We start from the raw sequence: 12,878 nt of genomic DNA, 5'->3' as shown, positions 1-12,878 counted from the left end.
GACCTGTGCTCCCCTGCGGCGTATCTCCCGTTTGGACCGCCCGGATCAGGCCAGACCCAGCCGCTCGGCGGCCGCGTCCGCGTCCACCGGGACGGTGACATGCTGCGGCGCTCCCGCCACCGCCCAGTCCGGATCCTTCAGGCCATTGCCGGTGACCGTGCAGACGATCCGCTGGCCGCGGTCGACCTTGCCCTGTTCGGCGGCCTTCAGCAGACCCGCGACGCTCGCGGCCGAGGCCGGCTCGACGAAGACACCCTCCTGCGAGGCGAGGAGCCGGTACGCCGCCAGGATCTGACGGTCGGTCACCTCGTCGATCATGCCGCCCGATTCATCGCGGGCCTGCTCGGCGAAGTGCCAGGAGGCGGGGTTGCCGATCCGGATCGCGGTGGCGATGGTGTGCGGGTCCTTGACCGGCTCGCCGCGCACGATCGGCGCCGCGCCCGAGGCCTGGAAGCCCCACATCCGGGGGCGGCGGGAGGCGATGCCGTCGGCCGCGTACTCGCTGTAGCCCCGCCAGTACGCGGTGATGTTGCCCGCGTTGCCGACCGGGAGCACATGCAGGTCCGGGGCGTCGCCCAGCGCGTCGACGATCTCGAAGGCGGCGGTCTTCTGGCCCTCGATACGGGCCGGGTTGACCGAGTTGACCAGCGAGACCGGGTAATTGTCGGAGAGTCCGCGGGCGAGCGTGAGGCAGTCGTCGAAGTTGCCCTCGACCTGGAGGATGCGCGCACCGTGTACCAGGGCCTGGCCCATCTTCCCGAGCGCGATCTTTCCCTCCGGCACCAGCACGGCGCAGACCATCCCGGCCCGTACGGCATAGGCCGCGGCCGAGGCCGAGGTGTTGCCGGTGGAGGCGCAGATGACGGCCTTCGCCCCCTCCTCCTTGGCCCGGGTGATGGCCATGGTCATGCCGCGGTCCTTGAAGGACCCGGTGGGGTTGGCGCCCTCGACCTTGAGGTGGACCTCGCAGCCGGTGTGCTCGGAGAGCACCTGCGCGGGCACCAGCGGCGTACCGCCTTCGCGGAGGGTGACGACCGGGGTATCCGCCGTCACCGGAAGCCGGTCGCGGTACTCCTCGATGATGCCCCGCCACTGATGAGTGCCGGTGGGCCGGTCGACGATTGCAGACATGGTTTCCTTACTCCCCTTCAACCCGCATGATGCTCGCGACGCCGCGGACGGTATCCAGCCGGCGCAGCGCCTCGACCGTCGCAGAGAGAGCGGCGTCGGGCGCCCGGTGGGTGACGACCACGAGCGAGGCCTCACCGTCCTTACCCTGCTGACGGACCGTGTCGATGGACACGTGGTGCTCGGAGAAGACGTTCGCGACCTGGGCCAGGACGCCCGGTTTGTCGGCGACGTCGAGGCTGATGTGGTAGCGCGTCACGACCTCGCCCATATGACTCACGGGCAGCCGCGTGTACGCGGACTCACCGGGGCCGGTCGCCTCGTTGACCTTGTTGCGGCAGACGGCGACGAGGTCGCCGAGGACCGCGGAAGCGGTGGGCGCGCCGCCCGCGCCCGGGCCGTAGAACATGAGCTGGCCGGCCGCGTCGGCCTCGATGAAGACCGCGTTGTACGCCTCGCGGACGGAGGCGAGCGGGTGGCTGAGCGGAATCATCGCCGGGTGCACGCGGGCCGTGACGGAGCGCCCGTCGGCCGCCCGCTCACAGATGGCGAGCAGCTTCACGGTGCAGCCCATCCGCTTCGCGGAAGCGATGTCGGCCGCGGTCACCTCGGTGAGGCCTTCCCGGTGCACATCCTCGATGGTGACACGGGTGTGGAAGGCGATCCCGGCGAGGATGGCGGCCTTGGCGGCCGCGTCGAAGCCCTCGACGTCCGCGGTCGGGTCGGCCTCGGCGTATCCCAGCGCGGTGGCCTCGTCCAACGCTTCGCTGTAGCCGGCGCCGCTGCTGTCCATCCGGTCGAGGATGAAGTTCGTCGTGCCGTTGACGATGCCGAGGACGCGGTTGACCTTGTCGCCCGCGAGTGATTCGCGCAGCGGCCGCACCAGCGGGATGGCGCCGGCGACGGCGGCCTCGTAGTACAGGTCCACGCCGCGCTGCTCGGCCGCCGCGTGCAGAGCCGCACCGTCCTCGGCGAGCAGCGCCTTGTTGGCGCTGACGACGCTCGCGCCGTGCTCGAAGGCGGTGGTGATGAGGGGGCGGGCGGGATCGATGCCGCCGATGACCTCGATGACCACGTCGATGTCGCCGCGCTTGACCAGCGCCATGGCGTCGGTGGTGATCAGCTCGGAGGGCACGCCCTCCCGGACCCGGCCGGGTCGGCGCACGGCGATTCCGGCCAGCTCGACGGGGGCGCCGATACGGGCCGCGAGATCGTCCGCGTGCGTCGTCATGATGCGCGCCACCTCTGAGCCGACCACTCCACAGCCCAGCAGCGCCACTTTCAGCGGACGCGTACGCATCATCCGACCTCGTTTCCCATACATCGCGGTGTTGCACCAGTCTCACTCACCGGACCGGTCTTTCTATCCCCGGTCCAGAATTCGAGATGCACTTCTCACTATGAAGACCAAGTCCATGGAGTCCATGGTGCCGGACCTCATCGGCCCGGTCAGACCCCCGTCGGGGCCCGATCAGGCCTGACCAGGCCCGGCTGGGACCCGACCCAGGACCCGACCAGGAAATGATCAGGTCGTGGTCACGTCCCGACCATGCCCTGATGAAACCTCGATCAGCGCCGACCAATGCCGATCGGCGTCGAGCAGGCTCCGATCGGCGGCCGTCGACGGCCCTCGACGGAGGCCTCGGGTTGTCCGACGCTTATCCGATGTCGAGCCGGAGAAGGTCTTCCTCTGTCTCGCGCCGGACGATCACACGGGCCTGTCCGTCCTTCACGGCGACGACGGGCGGGCGGAGCGCGTGGTTGTAATTGCTCGCCATGGAACGGCAGTACGCACCGGTGGCGGGCACCGCGATGAGATCCCCCTGCGCCAGGTCGGCAGGGAGGAAGGCGTCCCGTACAACGATGTCGCCGGACTCGCAGTGCTTGCCGACGACGCGGGAGAGCATCGGCTCGGCGGTGGAGGTGCGTGAGACGAGGGCGACGCTGTACTCGGCGTCGTACAGGGCGGTACGGATGTTGTCGGACATACCGCCGTCCACACTCACATAGGTGCGCAGCCCCTGCAGCGGCTTGACCGTACCGACCTCATAAAGGGTGAACGCGGTGGGGCCGACGATCGCGCGTCCCGGCTCCACGGAGATCCGCGGCACGGAGAGCCCGGCGGACTCGCACTCACGGGTGACGATCTCGCTCAGGGACTTCGCGATTTCGTGGGGTTCGCGGGGGTCGTCCTCGGAGGTGTACGCGATACCGAGACCGCCGCCGAGGTCGATCTCGGGCAGCTCGGCGCCGTGCTCGTCGCGGACCTGCTTCAGCAGCCCGACGACCCGGTGGGCCGCGACCTCGAAGCCGGAGGTGTCGAAGATCTGCGAGCCGATGTGGGAGTGGATGCCGACGAGTTCGAGGTGTTCGAGCCCCAGGACGCGGCGTACGGCCTCGGCGGCCTGACCGCCCGCGAGCGGGATGCCGAACTTCTGGTCCTCGTGGGCGGTGGCGATGAACTCGTGGGTGTGCGCCTCGACGCCGACGGTGATCCGGATCTGCACGCGCTGCCGCTTGCCGAGCCGCTCGGCGATATGGGCGACGCGCACGATCTCCTGGAAGGAGTCGAGCACGATCCGGCCCACGCCTTCGCCGATGGCGCGCTCGATCTCCTCGGTGGACTTGTTGTTGCCGTGCAGCGCGATGCGCTCGGCGGGCATACCGGCCGCGAGGGCGGTGGTCAGCTCGCCGCCGGAGCAGACGTCGAGGTTGAGGTTCTCCTCGTGGAGCCAGCGCACGACGGCGCGGGAGAGGAACGCCTTGCCCGCGTAGAAGACGTCGGCGCCAGTGCCGAAGGCGTCCCGCCAGGCCCGGCAGCGGGTGCGGAAGTCGTCCTCGTCGAGAAAGTAGGCGGGGGTGCCGAACTCCTCGGCGAGCTGCTTGACGTCGAGGCCGCCGACCGTGGCGACGCCGTCGGCATCGCGGGTAACCGTACGCGACCAGACGCGGGGGTCCAGCTCGTTGAGGTCGGCGGGCGGGGCCGTGTAGTGGCCCTCGGGGTAGACGTCGGCGTGGCGGGGCCCGGCGGGGTGGGCGGAACGGCTCATGGGGCTCTGATCTCCTCAGAGGTGTGCGTCAGTGCGTGGTGCTCTTCGTGCGTGGTGCTTGATGCGTTGGCATGTGGTGTGGTGCGGGTGGTGCGTCAGAGATGTGCGGGTGCGGTGATGCCGAGCAGGTTCAGGCCGCTTGCAAGCACCGTTCCGGCCGCCTGGGCGAGGGCGGCGCGGGACCGGTGGGCGGCCTCGGGTTTCTCGTCGCCACGCGGCAGTACGGGGCAGGAGTCGTGGAAGCGGAAGAAGGCGTCGGCCGTCGCTTCGAGGTGGCGGGCGACCCGGTCGGGGGCGCGGAGCCGGGCGGCGGAGGCGAGGACGGCGGGGTACTCGGCGAGGGTGGCGAGGAGTTCGTCCGACGAGGCAGTGAGGTGACCGGGATCGCCGGGATCGCCGGGATCGCCGGGATCACCTGGCTCGCTCTGGGCCGCGGTCGTGGCCGGGGCCGGGGCGGGGGTGACGCCCAGGTCGGCCGCGTTGCGGAGAAGCGCGGCGACGCGGGCATGGGCGTACTGGATACGGAAGAGGGGGTTGGACTCGCGCTGGGCGAGGAGGTCGTGCGGGCCGGTGCGGGAGTGATCGTGAGCGGCGGGCCGGAGGAGGGCCCAACGGGCGGCGTCGGGCCCGAGGGTGCGCAGGAGCTCGGCGGCGGAGGCCTTGACGGGCACGGGCCGCACGCGCTCCACGGCCCGTACGGGGGCGGGGCCATGCTGCCCGCCCCGCACAGCTTGTGCGGGGGCGGGGTCGTACTGCCCGCCCGGCACAGCCCGTACGGAGGCGGAGTCGTACTGCCCGCCCGGCACAGCCCGTACGGAGGCGGAGTCGTACTGCCCGCCCGGCACAGCCCGTACGGAGGCGGGTGTGGGCTCGTAAGCATCGCCGGTGACGCCCAACTCGGCCCAGTGGGGATCGGGCGGGCGCTCGCACCGGACGGTGACGGCTTCTGCGCTCTGGGTGCAGAGGATGCGGGCGAGTGTGTCGGCGGTGACGGCGGCGCGGGTCTCGTGGGGGAAGGCCAGCTCGATGACCTGCCCGGCGAGCGAGTCCCCGTACCCGTAGGCGATGCCCCGGCTGATCACCGACCGTACGAGCCCGGTGTGCGCGGGGCCGTCCAGGGTGATGTTCAGGAAGCCGGGCTCGGCGATATCGACACGGGCGATCCCCGGGGCGTCGGCGAGCAGGGAGCGCAGAATCTCGGCTACCTGACGCGGGGCCCGGCCTGCGGGCCGGGCCAGCTGCAGCGCGATGTTGGTGGCGTAATCCCCGCACCCGGGCCGGGGCGGACGCTGCACGACGGCTCGCGTCGGCACCGGTGTACGCAGCTCACCGGCCTCGACGGCACGACGCACGGTGCTGAGCACGGTGCGGGAGAGCTCGGCGGGGGTCACGGGACAAGCGTATGGGAGGAGGGGGGTGGGTCCGCGAACCGGTTTGTCCCCGACGACCGCGCCGACGAGGCACATGAGGGTTCACCCCGCGCAGTACGTGGCGCTCACCCTGCGGAGTTCGGGCCGTCTCCGAGCGGAGTTCGGGCCGTCTCCGAGCGGAGTGGCGGCTCACCTCGTACGGAGTCCGGGGCAGCAGCTCATCGTTCTGCCAGTGCACCTCAGCTCTTCCGGCCGGGGTGCTCGGCGGCTGACACCGCGCAGTGAATAGCGCTCACTGTGGAGTCACGACATCTCGGGGGCAGCGGCCCATACGACGGGGCGGCGGCCCATACGGCGGGGATGCGGGGGCAGCGCGGCCCATACGAAGGGGATGCGGGGGGGCAGCGGCCCATACGGCGGGGATGCGTCAGCGGATCCAGCGACGTGCCCGGCGGGCTCCGCACCACTCACCCCGCGCAGCGGCGCACGGCGACTCCGCCCGCACGACTCATCCCGCCGGGTGGGCGGCGGGCTCCGCGCCGCCGGAGGCGCCCGGCCCGGTCAGGCGGGGGCCGGGCCCGAAGGAGGAGGCGGGGCCCTCCCGCCCGGACAGCCGCCGGATGAGCCGTACGAGCTCGACCGGCTCGAAGGGCTTCGCCAGAAACGCGTCCACGCCGGCGGAAATGCCGTTGTCCACCTCAAGTTGGGTGCACGCGCTGACCATCGCGATGGGGATGTGGCGGGTGCGGGGATCGGCGTTCAGCCGGGCGGCCGTGTGCATGCCGTCGAGCCGGGGCATGACGACGTCGAGGGTGATCACGTCGGGCCGCACACTGTCCACGATGTCCAGGCATTCGGCACCATCGGCCGCGGTCACGACCTCGAACCCCTCAAGCTCGAGATTGACCCTGATCAGCTGCCGGATGACCTTGTTGTCATCAACAACAAGGACCCGGCCGGACGAGCCAGGCACAAAGCCGAGAGTAGGTCGACGACTCCGGCTGCGTCCGGGTTTTGCCCACTTCCGCCACCTGCGGGGGAGGCTCGGCACAACATCGGCACAACCGGCACCGGATACGTCCCGCGGAACGCGCGATGTCGGGGCGTACGAGCCCTCCACTCCGCAGTACTGTCACCTGCAAACCTCGTTGATGGACACCCCACGGAAGCTGGTAGGGTTCTACCCGTCGCCGAGAACGCGACGTGTCGCCCCCGTAGCTCAGGGGATAGAGCAACGGCCTCCGGAGCCGTGTGCGCAGGTTCGAATCCTGCCGGGGGCACTCGCCGAACAGCCAGCAAGAACCAAACGCTGAGCTGGGCAGATGTCGACACAAGAGAGCGGAAGTCAGTCTCACTGACTCCCGCTCTCTCGTTGTCTCTCACTGTTCGCGACACATCTGCGACACGCCTTGGAGTCGCCCCGCCCCTTCGGCGGGCGACCGATTGAGGCTCGCTGCGCTCGCGCGTCGGCAGCCGTCCAGCCCCCGCCGTGCGAGGTACGGCGCCGTTCGGCTCGGGACGGCTCTTCCGCGGCAGGGACTGAGTCGTCGCCCCCGGCGCGGGGCGGGCGCGATACCGCGGGGCGGCGAGCGGTGCAGCCCGATCAGCGCCTCGACCTGCACCCAAGTTCCCTGCATTAGGTCTCGGTTACTTGCAAGGCGGTTTTGGCCGGCCTCAACTCGCCCCCGCGAGCGCAAGGGCGGCGATGTCCAGTGGGTGACGCGAGGCGCGCCCGGCCCGCGAAAGTGCTGAACGCCGATCGGAACTGGTACCCGATCGCGAAGCGCCCGCGCGACCGCAGCGAGCGCCAACAGACGCCCGCCCGAATTGAGGTCCGTCCGGCATTTGAGTGACTTCACGGGAGGGCCCTCTATTGCCTACGCGCTGATCATCGGCGGATTGAGCCGCCATGGTCCGCCTTCAAAGCTCACCAGGCCCGGGGGAAGGGTGATGAGTGGTACAGCGAGCTTCGACGAGGCAGGCTTGTACTCATGCGGACGATCTTCCGCTCATCTCCTCGACCAGGAGCGGGCGGTCAGAGCCGGGCCATTCTCTTCACGCTCGGGCAGTGTGTGCCCTTCGCGATCGCACTGCTCGTGGTGGGCATCGAGCTCTCGGCTGCACACTTTCTGTATACCGGCCCCCTCCTCACCGCGACTCCGGCGCTGGCCGCGGTCACGATGGGCCCCAAGGGCACCATCTCGGCAGCGGCTTTGGCTCTGACCGTCAGCGTGACCACCGCCACCTACAACCAGGCATGGGGCAGCCAGCAGGTCTACACCAACTTTCTAGCTCTTCTCGTGGTGTCGGTGGCCAGTGTCACGACGAGTAGCGCCGTACGTACCCGCAGGCAGAACGAGCTCAACCAGGTCCGCCGGATCGCCGTGGCGGCACAAGAGGTCATACTGCGGCCTGTACCCGCCCGGCTGGGCCCGGTGCGGGCGGCCGGCCACTACTTCTCGGCTGAGACGGGGGCGCAGATCGGCGGTGATCTGTACGAGGCTGTGGAGACCCGCTACGGGGTCCGGATGATCGTGGGGGACGTTCGGGGCAAGGGGCTGCCTGCTGTGCGCGCGGCCGCAGCTGTGCTGGGCGCGTTCCGGGAGGCCGCGCACTATGAGGATGAACTGGTGGAGGTAATAGACCACTGCGCGGCTGCGCTGCAACGGGAGTACCCCGCGTCGGGTGCGGTCGATGAGGAATCTCTGTCGGAGGGCTTCGTCACCGCGCTCGTGGCCCAGGTGCCGGACAGACCCGTGGTCGAGGTGGTCAACCGTGGCCATCAGCCTCCACTGGTGCTGCGCCAGGGCAAGGTTCAGACCCTGATGCCCGCCTTCCCCTTGCCGCCCATCGGCTTGGAAGACTTCATCACCGGCCCTCCTGGCAAGGCGGAGAGCTATCCGTTCGCACCCGGCGACCGTCTGCTGCTGTACACCGACGGCGTGGTCGAAGCCCGTAATCGTGACAACGGCTTCTTCGCCCTGCCCGAGGCCATGGAAGCGGTGCTTGCCCGCACCCCGCAGGAGTTCCTGGAACAACTGCACCAGGGTTTGATCCAACACACCCAGGGCTTCCTGGCGGACGATGTCGCGATGCTCCTCGTTGACCGGCTCGACGAATGAGTCGGCAGACAAGCCGGCGCAGCTGCCGCCTCATCCAGCGACTCCGGCTCCCCGTCGGTCAGGGACGTTGAGCCGATCCACGTGCGCGGGCAGTGCCTCGAGAGCCGCCGCGGACATGCGCCGACGCGCCACCGCTGAGCTGCGCGGACTGGCTGCGCGCGGCTCGGCTCCCGGTTCGCCTCACGCGTCGTCCTGGACGCGTCGCCGAACAGTCCCCGGGCAGCGATCTCCATCGTCCTGGTGGCGCCGTGGACAGCCATCTCCATCGTCCTGGTGGCGCCGTGGACAGCCTTCTCCATCGTCCTGGTGGCGCCGTGGACAGCCTTCTCCCTCGTCCTCCGGGCACCCCACACGGTGCAGCCGCATCCACGCCGCCTCCGTGAACGCGCGCTCCAGCACCGTCCGGCAGACGCGCTCGGCAGCACCGTTGCTGCCCCGCAGGATGCCGGGCCATCAGCCACACCCTTCCCGAACGGGCCGACCAGGTCCGCGGACCTACTCCTCGTCCGGGCGCTGTACGGGGCCGAAAGGTTCGATCTTGGGGTTGGCGAAAGGGCCCTTGATGCCAGGAGTGCCCTGGATGCGTTCGGCTGCCGCCTGGGTGACGAGCAGAGCGTAGCTGCCGTTGTGCAGGTCGATCAGGCCGTAGTCGGTATCGACCTCGTCCGGGGTGAGCCCGAGGTGTCGGATGGCGTCGTCGAGCGTGGCCCCCGACGGGAGCTGCGTGGTGATGAGGACGCTGGGGGTGTCGGGGGCCATGGATCTCCTCGGCGTTGTCGCTTACCGGAACCCGTTCTTCTTGCGGCGGCGCAGCGCGTCCATGATGGCGGGTGCGCTGATGATGCCGTAGCCGTAGTTGTTGTCGAATCCGGCGGCGCCTCGGTCGTCGGCCGTACGCCGCAGGAGGGTGCGCATCTGGCTCGGCGGGAGGGAGCCGAAGGGCCACTCGCTGCGGATGGCCGCGACCACGCCGGCGGCGACCGGGCAGGCCGCCGAGGTGCCGGAGTCCGGCTCGCCGGGGCCGAAGGCATGGGAGCCTTCGAAGTGGGTGTAGGCACAGATGTCGGGCTTGCGGCGGCTGAGTCGGCCGGGTCCCTGGGACGAGTAGCCGACACGGTCGCGGCGGGTGTCGACTCCGCCGATGGACAGCACGCGCGGGTGCGAGTTGGCGCCGACGATCGGCCGGTCGGGGAACTCGCAGCGGCCGTCCTGACAGTCGCGGCCGCAGTTGCCGGCGGCGAACAGGACATCCGCTCCGGCGCTCTCCAGGGCCGTGACCATCAAGTTGAAGGGGTGCGCGGGGTTGTCCGAGTAGTTGCCCGGGTGGCCAGGGGGAAAGTCCCACTGGGGGGAGAAGGAGCCCCAGCTGTTGCTGACGACCAGAGCCCTGCGGTCCTGGTCCATGGCATCCAACAGGCCCCACAGGTGGGAGTAGGCGGCGACAGCGTCCGACAGCAGGCCGTTCATCAAGGTCGAGCCTTGGTGCTCCGAGAGCAGCACCGGCAGGTCGAGCAGGGTGGCCTTGGGTGCGGCGATGAGGGCGTCGAAGGCACACATCGTGCCGTGGCCGACCTCGAACTGGCCGGGTTGGCCGACCACTCCCGGGGGGTTCCAGCTCCGTGCCGCGTCAATGTTGACCGTACGGCCGTTCAGTTCCTTCTTCAGGTGCTGGGCGTTGATGCCCGTGTCCAGGACGGCCACCGGGACGTTCGCGCCTTCCAGGCCCTCTGCCCTGAGTTCGGCGAGGAAGTGCTCGACATCCTTCCAGTCGCCTACCGGGGGGTCGCCGCCGCAGGTGGGCATGGCGCTGATGACCGGGTCGGCGGAGACGCTGATGATGTCCGGACGGGTGACGGCGAGCATCGCCAGCCGGCTTGCCGAGTCGTAGTCGTGGATCGTTCCACGAACCAGGACGCTGGCGTCCTGGGGAGTCATGGAGAAGGTGAGTGGCTGCTCGAGCGAGAGTGGATCCCCGCCCTCGGCGGCCGGACGCGGCTTGGGCGCCGCCACGGGGGCGTAGGAGGGGTCGAGCTCGACGCCAGGCACCGGGCCCGCGACTTCTTCAGCCGTCATCCGGACATTCGGGTCAATGACGGCAGCTACCGCGTCGCGTTCCGGCCGCATCTGGATTAGGACACGCATGCACTTCTCCTCTGTGAGACCAACCGCAGCCCTGGTCGCGCGATTGGAGCCGCAGACCCCATGGGCGCGGCGGGATGGTGAAAAGGGGAAGGCAGCCCAAGCCGACGCGCCGTACGAGACCAGGTGGGGCACATCGCCGACCGCCCACCACATGCTTTCCGACTGTGCGAAGCCGGGCATCTCCAGACGGCCATACGGCCGAGTGCCCGGCGCCCCCTTCCGGGGCACGGCGGCGTGCCGGTGGGCACGGACGATGGAGGAGTCGACCGACACCGGCGGCCGGTGTCACCGGCAGCGGCCGCCCTGGCCGGGGCGGCGCGCATTATGGCCAACTCATCGAGGATCCGGCCGAGGTCAGGCCCTTCACGGTGAATGACGAATTCCGAGTCGGCGGCTGGGTCCGAAGCGTGCCGGGAGCCACCAGCTTCTGCGTACGTGCCCGACCCTTGCTGTTGACCACTGCGGTCCTGACAAGTCCCCACCCTCCACCAGGTCTTGACGCCCTGCGCCCGCCCAACTTCAGCGAGGGCCAGCGGGAGATGTAATCCCAATGGATCCCCCGGAGCGACGACGTCTCCGGGAACCAGCCGGAGCCTCGTACGTGGCTCAAGCCGGTTCATCGCGACCTACGACGCTCAGCGAAGCATGTGGAGAGGCGGTCCCGGACTCCGTGCTGCAAGCTGCAAGAGACGGGCGGCACCTGCCGACCGCGTCCACGAGCAGCGGCGGGTGGGCCAGGCGCAGCCGAGGCCCACCGTCAGCCCGCGTTTGAGCTGGACCAACCGCGGAGGGCGAGCATGACCGGGAGGGATACGGACGCCGAGAACGCCAGGGCGGCAGACCAGGCCGACTCGGTGGTGGCTACACACACCGCCGATGCAGCCGGCCTGCCGCTGTCGGGGTGCGCGGCGCTGGTGACCGGAGCGTCCAGCGGTATCGGGGTGGCCGCCGCCCTCGCGCTGGCCCAGCAGGGCGCCGCTCTCGCACTGGTCGCCCGCCGCACCGAGCGGCTGGAGGAACTGGCCACCGTGATCCGAGACCAGGGTGGCTCGTGCGTCGCCCTCACCGCAGACCTGAGTGACGTGGCGCAGGCGCGTCAAGCCGTCGAGGATGCCGCCGACCGCTTCGCCCGGCTGGACGTGCTGGTGAACAACGCCGGTTACGTAGCGATGGGCAAGTTCGAGGAGAGCGACCCCGAGGACTTGGAGCGGACGGTCGACCTCAATTTGAAGGCCGCTCTGCACATGTCGCAGGCGGCGCTGCCGCACCTTCTGCGCGCGGCAGCGGACGGCCCGCGCGGAGTCGCCGATCTGGTGAACGTCAGCTCGGCCGCGGGCCGGGTGGCGCGCAAGAACACGCAAGAACAACAGCGTCTACTCGGCGACCAAGCGCGCCGTGGGCGCTTTCAGCGAGGCCCTGCGCCAGGAGGTCACGGGACGGGGCGTCCGGGTGGGACTGGTCGAGCCTGGCATGACGACGACCGAGACGGCGACCGGCGCCGGGTCCGCCGCCGCCCGTGGCCTGCAGCAGAACACGTGGCTGCGCGCCGACGACATCGCCCGCTCCATCACCTTCATGATCACTCAGCCCCCGCATGCCGCGGTCAACGAGATGCTGGTGCGTCCGACAGCCCAGGAGCACTGACCGCAGCGCCCAGCCGGCACAGCCGTCTCCGCATGGTGACCGTTGCCGACGCGTACGGTTCGGTCCAGGCCGTGCGCCGGACCCGCTGACCTTGACCCAGACCTCTGCCGTGGAGCCGACCACCGCGCTGTACCCGATCCCGGTCGGTGCGTTCGCCGAGGCCGCCGATCCGGCCGGAGCTGGGGGACCCGGCCACGGGTGACACGATCCAGCTCGCCTACGACGTGGTCCCGATGGCGAGCCGATCGGCTGAGCAGAACGGCGGGCGTGGTCAGCTGCCCGTTCCCGGCGCACTGCTGAGGCGACGAGCGGGTTCTGTCCGGCGAAGTGGCGAGCGTAGTCCGAAGTGCCCCGAGGGCCGCCTGGATTGTTGTGCTGTGAGGTCGGCAGGCCCCACTCGCGCAGCAGCCCGTAGGCCTCCG

9 protein-coding genes, 1 tRNA gene and 1 pseudogene are annotated in these 12,878 nt (G+C 70.1%); 4 read left to right on the top strand and 7 right to left on the bottom strand.

What is annotated here, in order from left to right:
* Positions 1 to 45 precede the first annotated feature (45 nt).
* The 5 genes from thrC to ABZW18_RS21680 form a co-directional block, all read right to left on the bottom strand.
* Positions 46 to 1,131 carry a threonine synthase gene (thrC, locus tag ABZW18_RS21700; protein ID WP_356189743.1) on the bottom strand — a complete coding sequence of 362 codons (1,086 nt, stop codon included), beginning with the start codon at positions 1,129 to 1,131 and terminating at the stop codon, positions 46 to 48.
* 7 nt (positions 1,132 to 1,138) lie between these two features.
* A complete protein-coding gene (locus ABZW18_RS21695; RefSeq protein ID WP_356189741.1) occupies positions 1,139 to 2,431 on the bottom strand; it encodes a homoserine dehydrogenase in 1,293 nt (430 codons plus the stop codon).
* Between the two features lie 355 nt (positions 2,432 to 2,786).
* Positions 2,787 to 4,178 carry a diaminopimelate decarboxylase gene (gene lysA / locus ABZW18_RS21690; protein ID WP_356189739.1) on the bottom strand — a complete coding sequence of 464 codons (1,392 nt, stop codon included), beginning with the start codon at positions 4,176 to 4,178 and terminating at the stop codon, positions 2,787 to 2,789.
* A gap of 95 nt (positions 4,179 to 4,273) precedes the next feature.
* A complete protein-coding gene (gene nrtL, locus ABZW18_RS21685) occupies positions 4,274 to 5,569 on the bottom strand; it encodes an ArgS-related anticodon-binding protein NrtL (protein WP_356189737.1) in 1,296 nt (431 codons plus the stop codon).
* A 487-nt stretch (positions 5,570 to 6,056) separates the two neighbouring features.
* Positions 6,057 to 6,521: a response regulator gene (locus tag ABZW18_RS21680; RefSeq protein ID WP_356189736.1), complete on the bottom strand. Its 465-nt coding sequence runs from the start codon at positions 6,519 to 6,521 to the stop codon at positions 6,057 to 6,059.
* 235 nt (positions 6,522 to 6,756) lie between these two features.
* On the opposite strand from ABZW18_RS21680, the gene ABZW18_RS21675 reads away from it, so the two are divergent.
* Positions 6,757 to 6,828: transfer RNA gene (locus tag ABZW18_RS21675), tRNA-Arg, on the top strand.
* Between the two features lie 711 nt (positions 6,829 to 7,539).
* Positions 7,540 to 8,670, top strand: coding sequence for a PP2C family protein-serine/threonine phosphatase (locus ABZW18_RS21670; protein WP_356189734.1), 1,131 nt, complete (start codon positions 7,540 to 7,542; stop codon positions 8,668 to 8,670).
* Positions 8,671 to 9,165: 495 nt separating this feature from the next.
* Here the strand turns inward: ABZW18_RS21670 and ABZW18_RS21665 are convergent, their stop codons facing one another.
* Both ABZW18_RS21665 and ABZW18_RS21660 read right to left on the bottom strand, forming a co-directional pair.
* Positions 9,166 to 9,429, bottom strand: coding sequence for a hypothetical protein (locus tag ABZW18_RS21665; protein ID WP_356189732.1), 264 nt, complete (start codon positions 9,427 to 9,429; stop codon positions 9,166 to 9,168).
* A 21-nt stretch (positions 9,430 to 9,450) separates the two neighbouring features.
* On the bottom strand, positions 9,451 to 10,812 hold the full coding sequence (locus ABZW18_RS21660) for a S8 family serine peptidase (protein ID WP_356189730.1): 1,362 nt from the start codon (positions 10,810 to 10,812) through the stop codon (positions 9,451 to 9,453).
* Between the two features lie 797 nt (positions 10,813 to 11,609).
* Between ABZW18_RS21660 and ABZW18_RS21655 the strand changes: the two are divergent.
* Positions 11,610 to 12,110, top strand: a pseudogene (locus ABZW18_RS21655) (SDR family NAD(P)-dependent oxidoreductase); the annotation flags it as partial.
* Between the two features lie 97 nt (positions 12,111 to 12,207).
* On the top strand, positions 12,208 to 12,456 hold the full coding sequence (locus ABZW18_RS21650; protein WP_356189824.1) for a hypothetical protein: 249 nt from the start codon (positions 12,208 to 12,210) through the stop codon (positions 12,454 to 12,456).
* Positions 12,457 to 12,878: the final 422 nt, after the last annotated feature.

The sequence above is a fragment of the Streptomyces sp. NPDC004647 genome (genome assembly GCF_040609575.1).
In the GTDB taxonomy this organism is placed as follows: domain Bacteria; phylum Actinomycetota; class Actinomycetes; order Streptomycetales; family Streptomycetaceae; genus Streptomyces.
The sequence above is the reverse complement of the archived record's forward strand: the minus strand, read 5'-3'. Positions and strand labels throughout refer to the sequence as shown.

Bases quoted from the DNA above. Each gene is read 5' to 3' on its own strand.
- thrC (WP_356189743.1), bottom strand. From the start codon at position 1,131: ATGTCTGCAATCGTCGACCGGCCCACCGGCACTCATCAGTGGCGGGGC.
- ABZW18_RS21695 (WP_356189741.1), bottom strand. From the start codon at position 2,431: ATGATGCGTACGCGTCCGCTGAAAGTGGCGCTGCTGGGCTGTGGAGTG.
- lysA (WP_356189739.1), bottom strand. From the start codon at position 4,178: ATGAGCCGTTCCGCCCACCCCGCCGGGCCCCGCCACGCCGACGTCTAC.
- ABZW18_RS21670 (WP_356189734.1), top strand. From the start codon at position 7,540: ATGCGGACGATCTTCCGCTCATCTCCTCGACCAGGAGCGGGCGGTCAG.
- ABZW18_RS21665 (WP_356189732.1), bottom strand. From the start codon at position 9,429: ATGGCCCCCGACACCCCCAGCGTCCTCATCACCACGCAGCTCCCGTCG.
- ABZW18_RS21660 (WP_356189730.1), bottom strand. From the start codon at position 10,812: ATGCGTGTCCTAATCCAGATGCGGCCGGAACGCGACGCGGTAGCTGCC.